This window comes from Acidovorax sp. SRB_24 (assembly GCF_012931925.1).
This window is the reverse complement of record NZ_MWOM01000022.1, coordinates 13,536-29,675: the sequence shown is the minus strand read 5'-3', so window position 1 is coordinate 29,675 and position 16,140 is coordinate 13,536. Positions and strand designations below refer to the sequence as shown.

The 16,140-nt window shown below is 67.0% G+C and carries 12 protein-coding genes and 2 pseudogenes; 3 read left to right on the top strand and 11 right to left on the bottom strand.

Features of this window, described 5'->3' with window-relative positions:
* The 4 genes from B2J89_RS09970 to B2J89_RS09955 form a co-directional block, all read right to left on the bottom strand.
* On the bottom strand, nt 1-1,109 hold a 1,109-nt coding region (locus B2J89_RS09970; protein ID WP_169168948.1), incomplete at its 3' end, for an ABC transporter substrate-binding protein.
* Between the two features lie 49 nt (nt 1,110-1,158).
* Nucleotides 1,159-2,196, bottom strand: coding sequence for a branched-chain amino acid ABC transporter permease (locus tag B2J89_RS09965; protein ID WP_169168926.1), 1,038 nt, complete (start codon nt 2,194-2,196; stop codon nt 1,159-1,161).
* 46 nt (nt 2,197-2,242) lie between these two features.
* On the bottom strand, nt 2,243-3,121 hold the full coding sequence (locus tag B2J89_RS09960) for a branched-chain amino acid ABC transporter permease (RefSeq protein ID WP_169168925.1): 879 nt from the start codon (nt 3,119-3,121) through the stop codon (nt 2,243-2,245).
* Entirely contained in the window at nt 3,121-3,966 is an 846-nt protein-coding gene (locus B2J89_RS09955; protein WP_169168924.1) for an ABC transporter ATP-binding protein, read from the bottom strand. The genes B2J89_RS09960 and B2J89_RS09955 overlap by 1 nt, the downstream gene beginning before the upstream one ends.
* Nucleotides 3,967-4,095: 129 nt before the next feature.
* Here B2J89_RS09955 and B2J89_RS09950 point away from each other — a divergent pair, with 129 nt between their 5' ends.
* Nucleotides 4,096-4,797 carry a TetR/AcrR family transcriptional regulator gene (locus B2J89_RS09950; RefSeq protein ID WP_169168923.1) on the top strand — a complete coding sequence of 234 codons (702 nt, stop codon included), beginning with the start codon at nt 4,096-4,098 and terminating at the stop codon, nt 4,795-4,797.
* A gap of 113 nt (nt 4,798-4,910) precedes the next feature.
* Here the strand turns inward: B2J89_RS09950 and B2J89_RS09945 are convergent, their stop codons facing one another.
* From B2J89_RS09945 to B2J89_RS09920, 5 genes are all read right to left on the bottom strand, one after another.
* Nucleotides 4,911-8,384, bottom strand: a complete 3,474-nt coding sequence (locus tag B2J89_RS09945; RefSeq protein ID WP_169168922.1) for a DEAD/DEAH box helicase family protein — start codon at nt 8,382-8,384, stop codon at nt 4,911-4,913.
* A 153-nt stretch (nt 8,385-8,537) separates the two neighbouring features.
* Nucleotides 8,538-10,175, bottom strand: coding sequence for an ATP-binding protein (locus B2J89_RS09940; RefSeq protein WP_169168921.1), 1,638 nt, complete (start codon nt 10,173-10,175; stop codon nt 8,538-8,540).
* Between the two features lie 22 nt (nt 10,176-10,197).
* Nucleotides 10,198-10,683, bottom strand: a complete 486-nt coding sequence (locus B2J89_RS22750; RefSeq protein WP_240964826.1) for a type I restriction-modification system subunit M N-terminal domain-containing protein — start codon at nt 10,681-10,683, stop codon at nt 10,198-10,200.
* A 165-nt stretch (nt 10,684-10,848) separates the two neighbouring features.
* On the bottom strand, nt 10,849-11,310 hold the full coding sequence (cueR, locus tag B2J89_RS09925) for a Cu(I)-responsive transcriptional regulator (RefSeq protein WP_169168920.1): 462 nt from the start codon (nt 11,308-11,310) through the stop codon (nt 10,849-10,851).
* Nucleotides 11,307-11,504, bottom strand: a complete 198-nt coding sequence (locus tag B2J89_RS09920) for a heavy-metal-associated domain-containing protein (protein WP_169168919.1) — start codon at nt 11,502-11,504, stop codon at nt 11,307-11,309. Before B2J89_RS09920 ends, cueR begins: the two co-directional genes overlap by 4 nt.
* A gap of 151 nt (nt 11,505-11,655) precedes the next feature.
* On the opposite strand from B2J89_RS09920, the gene B2J89_RS09915 reads away from it, so the two are divergent.
* Both B2J89_RS09915 and B2J89_RS09910 read left to right on the top strand, forming a co-directional pair.
* Complete coding sequence (locus tag B2J89_RS09915; RefSeq protein ID WP_169168918.1) at nt 11,656-13,929, top strand: cation-translocating P-type ATPase; 2,274 nt, start codon at nt 11,656-11,658, stop codon at nt 13,927-13,929.
* 110 nt (nt 13,930-14,039) lie between these two features.
* Nucleotides 14,040-15,299: pseudogene (locus B2J89_RS09910) on the top strand (methyl-accepting chemotaxis protein); the annotation flags it as partial.
* Between the two features lie 123 nt (nt 15,300-15,422).
* Here the strand turns inward: B2J89_RS09910 and B2J89_RS22745 are convergent.
* Both B2J89_RS22745 and B2J89_RS23125 read right to left on the bottom strand, forming a co-directional pair.
* Nucleotides 15,423-15,623: a hypothetical protein gene (locus tag B2J89_RS22745; protein WP_240964842.1), complete on the bottom strand. Its 201-nt coding sequence runs from the start codon at nt 15,621-15,623 to the stop codon at nt 15,423-15,425.
* A 321-nt stretch (nt 15,624-15,944) separates the two neighbouring features.
* Nucleotides 15,945-16,058: pseudogene (locus tag B2J89_RS23125) on the bottom strand (beta-ketoacyl synthase N-terminal-like domain-containing protein); the annotation flags it as partial.
* Nucleotides 16,059-16,140: the final 82 nt, after the last annotated feature.

Below are 16,140 nucleotides of genomic sequence, written 5' to 3'. Positions count from 1 at the left end.
GGGATCGAGTTGCCGCTGATGGTGATCGGCACGCCGATCAGGCCGCCGGTGTCGAAGTCCTTGATCGAATTGAGCGCGGCCTTGAGGTTGTCGCCCGTGAGCGGCTTGTTCGCGTCGAGCGTGCGCTTGGTCGCCTCGGTGAACAGCATCGCGGCGAGGAAGCCCTGGATGTAGGCCGTGCTTTGGTACTCGGGGCGCAGCGCGCGGATCTTGTCGAGCATCGGCGCCTTGGCCGAGGTGTCGTAGTAGTAGCGGTAGGGCATGACGCCCATGAAGCCGTCGCCGGCCTCGCCCATCTTCATGACCGTGGAGCTGTCCATGGTCCAGAAGGTGCCCATCCACTTGCTGGTCATGCCCATCTGCTTGCCCTGGGTGATGAACTCGGGGATCGGCGCGAGGATGTAGCCGTGGAAGATCGTGTAGTCGGGCGCGGCGCGGCGCAGCTTGATGACCTCGGTGGACACGTCCACGCTGCCGGCCGGCGTCATGATCTTGACCGGCACCGAGAGGCCGAGCTTCTTGGCCAGCGCTTCGCTCGACTCGATCGGGTCGCGGCCGAACTCGGAGTCGGAATAGACGAAGGCCACCTTGGCGCCGGGTTTCTCCTTGGCGATGTGCTTGAGCAGGATGCCGAACATCTCGGTGTAGTCGGGGCCAACCAGGAACTGGTGCGGGTACTTCTTCGGGTCGTTCAGCTCGGTGGCGAACGAGGCGCCGGTCATCAGCATGCTGCCGCTGCGCTGCAGTTCGGGGTTGATGGTCTTGGAGAACGCGGTCGAGTCGCCGTAGTAGAGGTTGACCTTGTTTTGGCTGGTGATCTTCTTGTAGGCGGCCACCGAGACATCGACCTTGTAGCCGGTATCCTCGGGCACGTAGCGGAGTTTCCTGCCCTTGATGCCGCCGGCGTCGTTGACCATCTTCACGTAGTCGGCCATGCCGGCATTGATGCCCACGCCGGCAAACGCGAACACGCCCGTCATGGGAATCGAGCCGCCGATGACGATGTCTTCGCCGCCGGCCTGGGCATGCGCGGCCAGCGGTGTGGCCAGGGCGGCGCCGGCGGCCAGCAGCAGCGAGCGGCGGCGCTGGGAGGTCAGGGTCTTGTGCATGCTTGTCTCCTTGGGGTGGTCACGATGTCAATGTCCGGCAGCACCCCCGCTAGTTGCGGAACGGCCACAGGTGGAAAAAGCGGCGAATGCGCCGCCACACTTCTGCGAGCCCCTGCGGCTCGAACACCAGAAAACCGATGATCAACAGGCCAAAGACGATGGTGCGCACGGGCGAGAGGAACACCGTCAGTTCGGTGCCGCCGGGCAGCAGGTCGACGACAAGCTTGAGCAGCTCGGGCACCATGGTCATGAACACCGCGCCCAGCACCGCGCCAAGGATGGTGCCCATGCCGCCGACGATGATGGCGGCGAGAAAGAAGATCGACATCAAGAGCGGAAAGCTCTCGGGCGTGACGACGCGGAAGAAGTAGGCCCACAGCCCGCCCGCGACGCCCGCATAGAACGACGAGAGGCCGAACGACAGCAGCTTGTAGCGCAACAGCGGTATGCCCAGCACCTCGGCCGAGATGTCGCGGTCGCGGATCGCGATGAAGGCGCGGCCCACGCGCGTGCGAAACAGGTTGGCCGCGCCCAGCAGCATGAGCAGCGTGACCGGCACGATCACCCAGTAGAGCCGGAACGAGGTGTCCAGCGCCTCGCCAAACAGCGTGGCCGGCGGCACCGTCAGGCCCGCGGTGCCGCCCGTGAACGCCAGGTTGGCGAACAGGAAGTGCGCGATGAACGAGGCGGCGATGGTGGCAATGGCCAGGTACAGACCCTTGACGCGCAGCGACGGAATGCCGACCACCAGGCCGCCGAGCATGGCGACCAAGCCGCCCGCGAGGAGGTTGAGCAGGAACGGCGTGCCCAGGCGCAGTTCCAGGATCGCCACGGTGTAGGCGCCCAGGCCCATGAAGGCCGCCTGGCCCAGGCTCACGAGGCCGGTGTAGCCGGTGAGGATGTTGAGTCCGGTGCTGCTCGCGACATTGATGCTGACCAGGCACGCGAGGTACATCCAGTAGTCGCTGGCCATGAACGGAAACAGCACCAGCAGCGCGGCGCCCACGGCGAGCCACAGCTTCTGCGTGCGCGAGTCGAACAGCGCCGCGTCGGCGGTGTAGCTTTCCTTGAGGGTTCCGATGCGCATCAGCGCTCTCCTGGTGCTGTGCGGTGGAAGGGGGCGCGCATCGGGGTCACAGCCTTTCGATGTCGCGCGTGCCGAACAGCCCATAGGGGCGCAGCATCAGCACCACCACGAGCACGATGAAGGTGGCCAGCAGCTTGTAGGCGCCGCCCAGGTAGCTGCCCGCCAGCGCCTCGACGAGGCCAATGAACAGGCCGCCGAGCAGCGCGCCGAGCACGCTGTCGAGCCCGCCGACGATGACCACCACCAGCACCGACAGGCCGAACACGCCCATCGACGAGGAGATGCCGCCGATCGAGCCGACGATGATCCCGGAGACGGCGGCGATCATGCTGGAGGCCACCCAGGCGAGCGAGAACACGCGCGGCACGTGGATGCCCACCGAGTAGGCGGCGCCCTGGTCGCTGGCGGTGGCGCGCAGCGCGACGCCGCCGCGCCAGAAGCGGAACACCAGCAGCACGGCGGCGATGAACACCAGCGCGATCGTGGCGCCCCAGAACACCTTGGGTGCGAGGAAGGCGTCGCCGACCATGATGGGCTGCGCCGGCATGAAGTCGGGCAGGCGGCGCTGGTCGGCGGTCCAGATCAGCTCGACCAGGCCGACGAGCACCGAGCCCAGGCCCACGGTGACCATGAAGACCGAGATCGGTGGCTCGCCCAGCAGCGGCCGGATCATGGTGCGCTCGACCACGGCGCCGAGCAGGCCCGAGCCGAGCACCGCCGCCGGAATCGCCAGCCACAGCGGCAGCGCGAACGTGGCGGCGAAGGTGAAGAACAGGTAGGCGCCGACCATCAGCAGCTCGCCGATGGCGATGTTGACCACGCGCGTGGCCTTGTAGACCATGACGAAGGCGAGCGCCGCGAGCGCATAGAGCCCGCCGCCGGACAGGCCGGTGAGGCAGATCTCGAACAGGTAGGCCCAATCCATCACGGCACCCCTGCGGTGGCCTGGAACCTGCGGCGCAGGTCGCCCACATCGCCCGAGCCCAGGTAGGCGCGGTTGACTTCGGGGTCGGCCTGCACCTCGGCGGGCGCGCCCTGGGCGATGACTTGGCCGAAGTTGAGCACCGCCACGTGGTCCGACAGGTCCATCACCATGCCCATGTCGTGCTCGACCATGAGCACCGTCACGCCCCACTCGGCGCGCACGTCGAGGATGAAGCGTGCCATGTCCTCGGTCTCTTCGCGGTTCATGCCGGCCACGGGCTCGTCGAGCATCAGGATCTGCGGCTGCATGGCCAGCGCGCGCGCCATCTCGACGCGCTTTTGCAGGCCGTAGGGCAGGGCCGAGACTGGGGCGTGGCGGATGTGGTCGATCTCGAGGAAATCGATGATGCGCTCCTCGATGTCGGCGCGCAGCTGCGCCTCCTCGCGGCGCGCGCGGCCCAGGTAGAGCAGCGCATCGAGCACATTGGTTTTCAGGTGCGCGTGGCGCCCGAGCTTGATGTTGTCGAGCACCGTCATGCCGCGGAACAGCGCGATGTTCTGGAAGCTGCGGCCCAGGCCCAGCCTCGCGCGCTGCGGCGCCGGCACGCGCGTGATGTCCTGGCCGCGGAAGCGGATGGTGCCGGCGCTGGGCCGGTAAAAGCCCGAGATGGTGTTGAACAGCGAGGTCTTGCCGGCGCCGTTGGGGCCGATCACGGCGGTGATGGAGCCGCTCTGCACACCGAAGCCGACGCCGCCCAGGGCACGCACGCCGCCAAAGGCCAGCGTGAGGCCATCGACCTGCAGCAAGGGTGCGGCCACCGGGCCGCCATTGGGGGGTGTCTCCATCGGTCTTTTTATGCGGGTTTGTGCGAACCGGAAGGGGCTCTACTTGTCCGTAGACTGTTTACTCGCGAGTAGAGTTTGTGTCCTGTCCCTGCCTTCGGGCATCCGAACTTACCCGCAGACGCGCCCACCATGCCCACCCGAAAACCCCGCGCCCCGCACGCCCCGCCCGCCTCGCCCTGGGCGCATGCGTCCGACCGCGAACTGCAGCGCCAGGCCAAGCGCGACGCGGTGCTGCAGGCCGGCGCGCAGCTGTTCAACGAGCGCGGCTTCCACGCCACGTCGCTCGACGACATCGCCGCGCGCCTGCACGTGAGCAAGCCGACGCTCTACTACTACGTCAAGAACAAGGACCAGATCCTGATCGAGTGCGTGCGCCAGGGCCTGGAGATGACCATCGCGGGCATCGAGGCCTCGCGCGCGGCAGGCGGCCAGGCGGTCGACCAGCTGATGGCCTGCATGCGCGTGTATGCGCGCATCGTCACCATGGATTTCGGCATGTGCATCATCCGCGTCGGCGATGAGGAGCTGCCGCCGGACAGCCGCAAGGAGCTGCGCCGCCTGAAGGCCGAGATCGACCATGCGTTTCGCCGCTTGGTCGCCGCTGGCGTGGCCGAGGGGTCGCTCGCGCCCTGCGACCCGAAGATGACGGCCTTCGTGATCGCCGGTGCCATCAGCTGGATTGGGCGCTGGTACCGGCCCGGCGGCGAATACACGCCTGAGCAGATCGCCGAGCAGTGCATCGCCACGCTCTGCGACGGCGTGCTGCGGCGGCCGGACGTGGCGCGCGTGGCACCTCGGACGCGCAAGGCAACAGCTACCTCCAAAAAGTGACCGGTTTGCACGCCGTAATTTACGTTCAGGGCGTTTCAGTCGGAAACTAAACAGGGCATGAGTCGGTAAATATCGTTTTGAGATTGATATTCCGGGGACTGTGCTTGCCGGTATCAGGCCACTGCCTGGCGTAGTTCGAATGCCTCCAGCGTCGAGAACAGGCGTTCCACATTCGCCGCGTCAAAAACCCCCTCGGGCCCTTGGGAGTGGATGTCGGTGAATGGCGAGGCATACAGTCGGTTCGCTGGCATGGCGCCGTGCTCGGTCAGGTGCTGCACGATCTCGTCAATGAACTGCAACTGGCTGGCGTTGGCCGTGCCCGTGGCAATCAAGTCGGCAAATGCAGCCGTAGCGGCCTCGCGGTCCAGGCCTACCAGAGAGCGGATAAATAACGCTAGGCTGGCGTGAATGGCACGGGCACGTGCAATATCTTCGTCGGTGCCTCCTGCTTCGTGCAGCAGGGCTTCCAGCTCCTGCAGGTCGGCAGCGGTCAGGGGTTGGTTGCGCCGCAGCTTGTGCAGCGCCAGTCGGTCTTCGTGGGCGCGCAAAAACACCTTGGCCTTGGCGCGGAAGCGCTCAAAGTCCACCGCACTGGTAACCAAGGGCAATTCCACTTCGGCGGTTTCGCCGATGGCATCTTCAAAGTCGGTATAGAACACCTTGCGGCCGCTTTTCTCGATGAGCTTGATGAGGCTGCGCAGCTTGCGCCGCGCCTGCTCCAGCATAGGCAAGGTCACGTACTGCCACCACTCGTCGCCCGCCATGGCTTCGATCAGCAGCAGGTGCTCGCGCACGCTGGGCACGTTGGCCAGCTCCAGCAGGCTGCTTGCCAGTTGCTGCACCTTGGTTTGCAGTCGGGCCAGTGCGGGTTCGCTGCGCAGCAGAGCCAGCTGGGTGTTCAGCAGCAGGGCGTCAAAGCGCTTGGCGTCTTCGTCGTCATCGCGCACCGCCGTGGGCAGGCCCGACAGGTGCGTGGACACCTCGCTCAGTTGTTCGGCCGTGAGGCGCTTCCATGCGTCAATTTGTGCCCAGGTTTCGACCCAGCGACGCTGCGGGCGCACCACAAAGTTGTCCAGCGACATGCCAGCCACCATGCTGTGCAGCAGCGCAGCCGTGTCGCGGCGGATGGCGGCTTCGGTCAGCACGGGCGATTGCTGCGCCTCTTCGGCCACGCGGTGGCCCTGCTCTTGTGTTTGCTGGCGCTGGTCCAGCAGACCGACCAGTTCCAGCCGCGCATTGAACAGCCGCTGCGACAGTGGCTGCGCCAGCGCGCCTGCGCTGCCTTCGAGCTCCTGGCTGAAAAACTCCAGGTTCTCGCAGAAGTCGAAGATGAAGAAGTCTTTCTTGTCCTGCCCCGGCCCATACAGCTCTTTGCACAGCCGCGTGCCGCGCCCCACCATCTGCCAGAACTTGGCCTTGGAGCGCACGATTTTGAAGAACACCAGGTTCACCACCTCGGGCACGTCGATGCCGGTGTCCAGCATGTCCACCGAGATGGCGATGTGCGGCGCGCGGTCTTTCTGCGCAAACGCGTCGATGAGCGACTGCGCGTATTCGGTCTTGAAGGTGATGGTGCGCGCAAATTCGCCCCGGAGTTCCGGGTAGTTCGCGTCAAAGCGCTCCTGGATGAACTCGGCGTGCCGCTGGTTCTTGGCAAAGACGATGGTCTTGCCCAGCCGGTCGCCGCCCGCCACCTTGTGGCCGCGCTCTCTCAGCAGGGCCAGCATCTTGTCCACCGTATCGGTGTTGAACAGCCACTGGTTCACCGCCTCGGCGCTCACCTCGTCAGGCGCTTCGCCGCCTTCCTCGTCCCACTCCAGCGCATCCCACTGGTCTTTTTCGTCGTCGCTCAGCTCGTCATAGCGAATGCCCTGGCGCTGGAATTTCAGCGGCACAGAGATAGCCCGGGGCGGCGCCAGGTAGCCCTCGGCAATCGCGTCATCCAAGCCATAGGCATCGGTGGGCACGCCGCTTTCCAGGCCAAACAGGCTGTACGTGTTGCGGTCGATCTCGTCCTTCGGCGTGGCCGTCAGGCCCACCAGCAAGGCGTCGAAGTAGCTGAAGATGGCGCGGTACTTCTGGTAGATGGAGCGGTGTGCTTCGTCCACCACGATCAGGTCAAAGTGCCCCACGCCAAAGCGGCGCTGCGCGCCCTCGTTGATGAGACCCATCATCGTGGGGTAGGTCGATACGTACACCCGCCCCTCCGTGGCGCGGTCGGTCACCAGGTTCACGGGGGCGGCGTCGGGCAGGTGGGCCTTGAAGGCATTCACCGCCTGGTTCACCAGCGCCACCCGGTCGGCCAGGAACAGCACGCGCTTGACCCAGTTGGCGCGCATGAGCAAATCCACCAGCGCAATCACCGTGCGTGTCTTGCCTGCGCCAGTGGCCATCACCACCAGCGCCTTGCGGTGCTGGTCGCGCTCAAAGGTTTCGGCAATGCGGCGAATGGCGCGCTGCTGGTAATGGCGCTCCACAATGCCCGCCGCAATGGGCAACGCTGCCAGCGGCTTGCGCGTGGTGCGGCGCTGGGCCATCAATTCCAGCTCGTCCCTGGTGTGAAAGCCTTGCACCGGGCGCGGCGGGCTGGTGGTGTCGTCCCACATCCAGTGTTCGTAGCCATTGGTGCCGTAGATCACGGGGCGGTGGCCGGTGCTTTTTTCCAGACAGTCGGCGTACAGGCGGGCCTGCTGCTCGCCCTCCTTGGCGCTGCGGCGGGTGCGCTTGGCTTCCACAATGGCCAGGGGCAATTCGCCACTCCACAGCACGTAGTCCACAAAGCCTTTGCCTTCGCCGTTCGGCATGCCTTGTACTTGAAACTCGCGGTCGCGCGGCTGGCCGAGCGCCCAGCCAGCTTCCTTGAGCAGCAGGTCAATGAACAGGTCGCGCGTGGCGGCCTCGTTGTAGTCGTGCGTTGTGGCAGGCTGCGCGGCGTTGGCGGCCTTGGCGGCGGCAATCTCGGCGCGGTAGCGGGCCAGCTCCGCGTCTAGCGCGGCATTGCGGGTGGCTGCTTCGCGCAGTGCGGCGTCGCGCTCTGCCAAGGCTTGGGCTTGCTTGGCCAGTGCCTCTTGCGCTGCCGCCTGGGCGGCGCGGCTGGCAGCCTGCTCATGGGCCGTATCGATAGAGGCAGGCCGGGGCAGCAGTTCAACGCGAAACTGCAGCGCCGCAGCGGGCCGGTCGGCCACCCGGCGTGCGTAGTGCTGCGCCAGCCAGAAGCCCACATGGAAAAGCTCGCGCAGCGCGGCCAGGGCGTCCTGCGGCGGCACCGGGCGGGCGTGGTGCACGGCCTGGTTGCCCAAGCGGCGGATCACATCCATCTTGGCGTGGATGGACGGACCTACCAGCTGCTGAAAGCTGGGCTCGAACAAGAACGCCGACAGATCGGCCTTGTACGGCATGCGCAGGCTGCCACCCCGGCCCCCTTCGGCCTGGTACAGCCAGGCCACCGCCAGCTCCAGCGTGCGGCGGGCATAAAAGCAGGCGGTGCGCGGGTCGGCATGGGCTGCCGCCTCGGCACGGCGGGCTTCGGCCAGCAGGTCAGGCCAGTCGGGTTGCAGGAAGGCGAAGTTCGATGGGGCGCTGCTCACGGGGACTCCCTCTTTGTCATCCAGTCACTGGTACCCAACCCGTTACGGCAGTGGGTCTAAACGGCTATCTAAAGCCCTGTATAGGGACGTTTGCTTTAAACAGCTTATATAAGTCATTGTTTTTGAACAATATTTTTGTTCTCTAAAGCGCTGCTAAAGACTTTTATGCGTTATTGCAACCCAGCGGGCCCAACGGCGCTCGCCTTTCAGCGCCAGTTTGTTTTCTGCCCGCAACTCCAGCAAAAGCCCCCGCAGAACGCTTGCAGAGAGCGTGGGCAGCACCTGCTGCAGTTCTGACATGGGAGCGCCCTGTTCGCCCTGTTTCATCACATGCTTCAGCAGAAGCGCCTTGTTCGTGTCCCGGTCCAGGCCGCGTTGGCGGGTATAGGTACCTTTGGCACCCAAGGATGCATACAGGGCTTCCGAGAGCATGTAGCGGGTGCCTCGGCCCCTGCCCATGGACTCGACGGCGCCCGCGGCCATCAGGCCGGGCAAGCGTTCTTTCAATGCGGGGCTGGGCGTTTTTCCCTGCTCCAGGCATTCCAGCGCCAGATAGTCCAGCGTCGAAAAACTGCGCAGCGTCTCTTCCCCCAGCCGCTCCATGAACCGCACAAACGCCGGATTGCGCACGCCGCCCTCCAGCGTCAGCCGCACCTCGTGCGCGGCGGTGCCCGCAAAGCTGGGCAGGGGCTTGCCCTGGCGCACGGCGCTTTCCATCATCAGGTTCAGGCCTTGGCCAGATCGTTCGATCAGCCCGCAGCGCCCCAGCGCTTCGGCCAAGCGGCGATTGCGCGGGTATTGCTGGTCAATGATGTTCTCGGGCGTGATGCCGGGTGGCAGGCCGCCGGGGCTCACCACCTCCAGCCGCTTGGCAAACTGGCGCACAAAGATTGAGCCGCCCAAACGGTAGTCGCGGTGCGCCACTGCGTTCAGGATGGCCTCGCGCACGGGCACCTCGTCAAACGTGGGCAAGTCCATGCGAAAGAAATCGTCCTGGTAACTCTGCCGGTCGTTGCGCAGGTTGATCTTTTTCCACAGCGCGTCTTGCCAGGCAAAAAAGCCTGCGCGGTATTCCTCCCGGTCGGCCGCCGGGCCAGCGGCTTCGGACGAGCGGTATTCAAACACCAGCTCGGCCTGCGCCAGCCACCGCGTCAGGCCCGCGCGTGTGCCAAACAGGATGAGCGCCGCATAGCTCACCTGGTCGCCCTCCACCAGCAACTCGGCGTCGCGCAGCGTTTGGAGGTCGCTCAGTTCGTGCCTGCGCAGGTCGCCGCTCTTTTTGGCCCAGCGTTCGCGGAAGAGGGCAATGGATTCCGGCTCCAGGTCGGCCAACGTGGTTCCGGGGCAAGGCTGGGCTGAAAAGTCGGGGCCTGTTTCGGCAAACATTGCCCTCAGCTCCTGGCCGCTGAGGGCTGCCAGGTCGTCGCCCACACGCTTGAAGTAGCGGCCATCAATCTCCCACGCCGTGCCCGGCAGGCGTGGCGGAACATGAACGATCACCACGCGCCCTTCGGGCAGCAGCAGCTCTTCCACCGGAATACGATGCCCCAGCCGCTGGTGCAGGCCCGCCTCGGTGCGGCCCGGGTCGTCAAATGCCTGGGTGCCCACAATGCGCCGGGGCCGCTTGTCCGTCACGCCCAGCACCATGGTGCCGCCGCCCTCGTTGGCCAGGGCCACGCAGTACTTGAGCAGCTTTTCAAAGTCGTAGCGCTGCTTGGCCTCTTTGAACTCCAGGCGCTGGCCTTCGGGTTCAAGCAGCCATTGTTGAAGCTGGGCGACGGAGGTGGGCATAGTGTGGCAACCGTGTGCAGGGTTAAAGCTGCCCCGCAAACGCCTGCTGCTGCAGTGAGGCAAACAGCGCATCGAGCGCGGCCAGGGCGCGGCGGTGGGTGGCTTTGAGGGCTTCGATGGAGGCTATGCGGATGGCGAAGGATTGTTCTAGCGCATCACCAGGCCTTGGGATTCGGATGCTCTGCAGGCCTTGAGCGTCCAATCGGTTTGTGCCGTGACCTGCTTCTGAAACCTTCTCAAGAACGAATCCTGACTGGCTGCGCAAGCATGCTGCCAAGAACTGACTGTTGACGGGTTGTTTGCTGTCGGTGCCTGCGGGGTAGATGCGCACGGGCTGCGTCTTGAGGCACAGGGCCTTGTTTTCTTCGCGCGTCTGGTCGCTGTCGAGGCCGCGCAGAAAGAGCAAGTAGGTGATTTGCTCGATGACTTCAAGCGGGTTGGCGATGCCGCCAGACCAGAACGCGTTCCAGACCTGGTCGACTTTGTTTCTCAATTCACCGGTAAGCATGGGGGCGGGGCAGGGTTTGCAGAGGAAAGCCTGCGAGTCTGCCATGTGCCTGCAACCTCGCGGTGCGCAAGGCTGCGCTGTCAGAAAAGTGAGCTGTCTGCGCTCGTTGTGTCTGCGTTTCAGATGGTTTTGCCTTTGAAAGGCAATAGACGCTGGCGTTACAAGCTATTGTTTCGAGAGTGCCCGTCGCCGCGCGGGCACGGATGAGGGCGCCGCCGCTAGGTCGTCGAGGATCGGGCAGTCGGGCCGGTCGTCGCCGTGGCAGCACTGCACCAGCGAATGCAGCGTGCGCTGCATGGCCTGCATGTCGGCAATGCGCTGGCTCAGGCCGTCGATGTGTGCCTGGGCGATGCGCTTGACGCTGGCGCTGGTGCGTGCGCGGTCCTGCCACAGGCCCAGCAGCGTGGCGATCTCGTCCATGGAAAAGCCCAGGTCGCGCGCGCGGCGGATGAAGCGCAGCGCGTGCACGTCGGCCTCGGTGTATTGGCGGTAGCCACTGTCGGTGCGCGCCACGGCGGGCAGCAGGCCAAGCGTTTCGTAGTGGCGCAGCATGCGCGCCGAAACGCCGGCGCGTTGCGCCGCCACGCCGATGGAGACGGGCCAGCCGTGGGCGGCGGCCGCCGTCATGGCGCGACCTGGTAGCCCTCTTCGGCGATGGCGGCGGCCAGGGCCTCGCGGGGCTGTGGGCTGTCGATGTCCACGCGGTTGTGGGCGCGGTCAATCTGCACCACGGCGTGCGGGTCGAGTTCTTGTACGGCCTGGGTGACGGCGCGTTCGCAGTGGCCGCAGGTCATGCCCTGTACTTCAAATTGGTGCTGCATGTTTGCCTTTCAGGGGTTGGCAATGGGAAGGGGAATAGGACAGGCTGCATCATGAACCTTGACGCCATGGCAAGGTCAAGCCATGGCAATGGTTTGCCATTTTTGCCCGGCGCTTGACCTTGCCATGGCGTCAGGGTTTAGGGTAGCTGCCATGAACACCACCACGCTTTCCCCAGCCACCGAAGAAATCGATCTGGCCATCGGCGGCATGACCTGCGCCAGTTGCGTCGGCCGCGTCGAGCGCGCGCTGCGCAAGGTGCCGGGCGTGCAGGACGCCACCGTCAACCTGGCGACCGAGTCGGCGCGCATCCGCTATGCGGTGCCCGCAGGCAGCGACGTGCCGGGCGACGCGCTGCTGCGCCGCGCCGTGCGCAACGCGGGCTACGCACCGCTCACGCCGGCCGCCGCGCAGGCGCGCGAAGACGGCGCCTCTCCCTGGGCCGGCTTTGCGCCCGTGGCCCTCGGGCTGCTGCTGTCGGCGCCGCTGGTGCTGCCCATGCTGGGCGACCTGTTTGGCCAGCACTGGATGCTGCCGGCCTGGGCGCAGTTCGTGCTGGCGACGCCGGTGCAGTTCATCCTGGGCGCGCGCTTCTACAGGGCCGGCTGGCATGCGGCGCGCGCGCTGTCGGGCAACATGGATTTGCTGGTGGCGATCGGTACCAGCGCGGGCTGGGGGCTGTCGGTGTGGCTGTGGCTCACGGCGCCCGCGGGGCAGGCGCCGCACCTGTACTTTGAAGCGTCGGCCGTGGTGGTCACGCTGGTGCTGCTGGGCAAGTGGCTCGAAACCCGCGCCAAGCACCAGACCACGGCGGCCATCCGCGCGCTGCACGGGCTGCGGCCCGATGTGGCACATCTGCTGGGCAAGGGCGGCGAGGTCGATGTGCCGGTGGCCGAGGTGCTGGTCGGCGACCGCCTGGTGGTGCGCCCCGGCGAACGCTTTCCGGTCGATGGCGTGCTGCTCGACGGCGACACGCAGGTGGACGAGTCGATGCTGACCGGCGAGCCGCTGCCCGTGGCCAAGGAAGCGGGGGCGGCGCTCACGGGCGGATCGATCAACGGCGAGGGCCGCGTGGTGCTGGAGGTGCGCGCGGTGGGCGCCGAGACGGTGCTCGCGCGCATCATCCGCCTGGTCGAGGACGCGCAGGCCGCCAAGGCGCCGATCCAGCGGCTGGTGGACCAGGTCTCGAACGTGTTCGTGCCGATGGTGCTGCTGGTGGCGCTGGCCACGCTGCTGGGCTGGCTGTATTGGCCAGGGGCCGGCGTGGGCTTGGAGGTGGCGCTGGTCCGCGCCGTGGCGGTGCTGGTGATTGCCTGCCCCTGCGCGCTCGGGCTGGCGACGCCAGCGGCCATCATGGCGGGCACGGGCGTAGCGGCCCGGCACGGCATCCTGATCAAGGACGCGCAGGCGCTGGAGCTGGCGCACCAGGTCGACACGGTGGCCTTCGACAAGACCGGCACGCTGACCGTGGGCCAGCCGCGTCTGACCGCGTTCCAGGTGGAACCGGGCCAGCAGGGTGGGGACGACGAGGCGGCCGTGCTCGCGGCCGTGGCGGCGGTGCAGAGCGGCAGCGAACACCCGCTGGCGCGCGCGGTGGTGCAGGCGGCGCAGGCGCGCGGCCTGGCTGTGGCAGCGCCGGACGCGGTGCGCGCCGTGCCGGGGCGCGGCACCGAAGGCGAGGTCGGCGCGCGCAGCTACCTGGTGGGCAGCCTGCGCTGGATGCAGGAGCTCGGGGTGGACCTGGCCGCGCTGGGCACGCGTGCCCAGGCCTGGCAAAACGCGGGCGCCACCGTCTCCGTGGTGGCCGAACGCAGCGCGCAGGGTCTGGCGGTGCGCGCCCTGATGGCCTTTGGCGACGAACCCAAGCCCGGCGCGCGCGAGGCGCTGGCGCTGCTGCGCGGCCGGGGTCTGCGCACCGTGATGATTTCGGGCGACAACCGCGGCGCGGCCGAGGCCATGGCACGGCGCCTGGGGCTGGACCCGGCCGCGGACGAGGTGCGCGCCGAGGTGCTGCCGGGCGACAAGGCGGCGCAGGTGAGGGCGCTGCAGCACGGAGAGGGGGAGGCCGGGCAGGGTGGCCAGCGCCGCACGGTGGCGATGGTGGGCGACGGCGTCAACGACGCGCCGGCGCTGGCCGCCGCCGATGTCGGCATGGCGATGGGCAACGGCACCGATGTGGCCATGCACGCGGCCGGCATCACGCTGATGCGCGGCGACCCGGCGCTCGTGGCCGCGGCGCTCGACATCTCGCACCGCACGGTCGCCAAGATCCGGCAAAACCTGTTCTGGGCCTTTGCCTACAACGTGGCCGGCATTCCGCTCGCGGCGCTTGGCTACCTGAGCCCGGTCGTGGCCGGGGCGGCGATGGCGCTGAGTTCGGTCAGCGTGGTGACCAATGCGCTGCTGCTGAAAAAATGGCGCATGTGACAACTACGTAACGTGAACACGCGAAAGGTCTGGCAAACTGCAACGTTTTGTTGCACTTGCCGCCGGCTGGGCGGCAAGGCGCTTTGTCTCTACCACGAGGAAGTTTCACCATGTCGGTTTATGCGCTCATGCGGCAGTTCACCATCCGTTTTCGCATGCTGGGGGCCATCGCGGTCGTGCTGGTCCTGCTGAGCCTGCTGGGCGGCGCGGGCATGCTGGGCATGTCCCGCATCCAGTCCATGAGCGAGGATTTTGTCGCGCACTCGTTTGCCAAGGTCGGCTACCTGGGTGAACTGCGCGGGCACATGGGTGCGGTGCGCCAGCACGAGAAGGACATGATCATCGCGTACGAGCGCCCCGAGCACGTGCAGAAGGCCCATGCGCAGTGGCTTGCCGGCCTGGACCTGGCGGACAAGACCGCCGAGCGCTTCGTGCAGGCCAGCAACGCCGCCGATGCCGCCACGGCGCGCGGCATCGCGCAGCGCCTGCAGTCCTACCGCGACCAGTTCGCCCATGTGGCGCGGCAGCTCGAGGCGGGCGGCTACGACACCGCGACCATTGCCAACCGCATGAGCGCCAAGGCCGTGGCCGAATTTGCCGAGGCCGACAAGCTGATGGCCAAGCTCCAGGCCGACCTGCGCAACGAGGTGGATGCGGTGGTGGCCGAACAGGGGGCGGTGTCGGTGCAGACGCTGTGGCTGTTTGCGCTGGCGGTGCTGCTCACCGTGGTGGTGGTGGTGCCGCTGACGCTGCTGAACATGCAGTCGATCTGCCGCCCGCTGGTCGAAGCCCAGCGCATGGCGCGTGCCATTGCCGGAGGCGACCTGTCGCAGCCGATTGCGGCCCAGGGCAAAGACGAGGTGGCCGACCTGCAGCGTGCGCTGTCGGACATGCAGCAGGGCCTGGGCGCGCTGGTCGCGCAGGTGCGCGACGCCAGCGGCAGCATTGCGATTGCAAGCCAGGAAATCGCCACGGGCAACCAGGACTTGTCGGCGCGCACCGAGCAGACCGCCAGCAACGCGCAGGAGGCCGTGGCCTCGCTGTCGCAGCTCACCGTGACGGTGCAGCAGACGGCGTCGTCCTCGCAGACGGCCAACCAGCTTTCGGTGTCGGCCTCGGGCACGGCCACGCGCGGCGGCACTGTGGTGCAGCAGGCGGTGGCCAGCATGCACGAGATCTCGGCCTCGAGCCGCAAGATCGCCGACATCATCGGCCTGATCGATTCGATCGCCTTCCAGACCAACATCCTGGCGCTCAACGCCGCGGTCGAGGCGGCGCGCGCGGGCGAGCAGGGCCGCGGCTTCGCCGTGGTGGCCAGCGAGGTGCGCAGTCTGGCGCAGCGCCTGTCGCAGGTGGTGCAGCAGTTCCGCCTGGGCGAAGACCGGGGCGGGGCGCAGGCCGCTCTGGCACTGGCCCCCGTCCAGGACGTGGCACGGGTCGGGCGCGCCACGCCGCAGCTGACCGGTTGAAATCAGAGCGGCTTCCGCCCTTTCTTAACCGTCGCGCCCGGCAATGAGCACGGCGTTCGTGCCGCCGAAGGCGAACGAGTTGGACAGGGCGTAGAGCAGGTCTGCTGCGGGGCGTGCCGCCCCCTGCACGAGGTCCAGCGCAAAGTCCGGATCGGCGGCCCGCAGATGCGCTGTGGGCGGCAGGCGCCGTTGCTCCAGTGCGCGCAGCACGGCCACCAATTCCACCGCACCCCCGCACCCAGCAAATGCCCGTGGATGGCCTTGGTGGAGCTTACGGCGGTGCTGTTGCCAAACACGCTGGCAATGGACTGCGCTTCTGCCGCATTGGCTGTCGCAATTGGTCGCGTAGCCGGCCATGAACAGTGGGGACTGCGCACCGCGCTCGCATGGGCTTCGGACTTCAGCACCAAGGCCGCCGCGTCTTCGTCCAGCGCAAAACCCGCGCGATCGGCCGAGAATGGCCGGCAGATGCCCGAGGCGTCCTCGCTGCTGCGCAGTGGCGACAGCACGCGCATGCCCACGTCGATCCAGCCATGCGCGGATGGCACGCAACGCTTCGCCCCCGACGGCGGCCGAAGAGGCACAGGCGCAGTCATAGATGAGCGCGGCCCCTTGAGCGCCAAGGTGCAGGGCCAGCTCGGCTGCGGTGGCGTTGGGCATGGTGGTGGGCCGCATGCAGCGTTGCGCCTGGAAGGTGGTCTCGAAGCTGGCTGCGCTGCAGTCGGTGCAGGGCGCGACGTCT

Excerpts from the sequence above, each read along its gene's own strand:
- B2J89_RS09965 (WP_169168926.1), bottom strand. The coding sequence starts at position 2,196 with ATGCGCATCGGAACCCTCAAGGAAAGCTACACCGCCGACGCGGCGCTG.
- B2J89_RS09960 (WP_169168925.1), bottom strand. The coding sequence starts at position 3,121 with ATGGATTGGGCCTACCTGTTCGAGATCTGCCTCACCGGCCTGTCCGGC.
- B2J89_RS09955 (WP_169168924.1), bottom strand. The coding sequence starts at position 3,966 with ATGGAGACACCCCCCAATGGCGGCCCGGTGGCCGCACCCTTGCTGCAG.
- B2J89_RS09950 (WP_169168923.1), top strand. The coding sequence starts at position 4,096 with ATGCCCACCCGAAAACCCCGCGCCCCGCACGCCCCGCCCGCCTCGCCC.
- B2J89_RS09940 (WP_169168921.1), bottom strand. The coding sequence starts at position 10,175 with ATGCCCACCTCCGTCGCCCAGCTTCAACAATGGCTGCTTGAACCCGAA.
- B2J89_RS22750 (WP_240964826.1), bottom strand. The coding sequence starts at position 10,683 with ATGCTTACCGGTGAATTGAGAAACAAAGTCGACCAGGTCTGGAACGCG.
- cueR (WP_169168920.1), bottom strand. The coding sequence starts at position 11,310 with ATGACGGCGGCCGCCGCCCACGGCTGGCCCGTCTCCATCGGCGTGGCG.
- B2J89_RS09920 (WP_169168919.1), bottom strand. The coding sequence starts at position 11,504 with ATGCAGCACCAATTTGAAGTACAGGGCATGACCTGCGGCCACTGCGAA.
- B2J89_RS09915 (WP_169168918.1), top strand. The coding sequence starts at position 11,656 with ATGAACACCACCACGCTTTCCCCAGCCACCGAAGAAATCGATCTGGCC.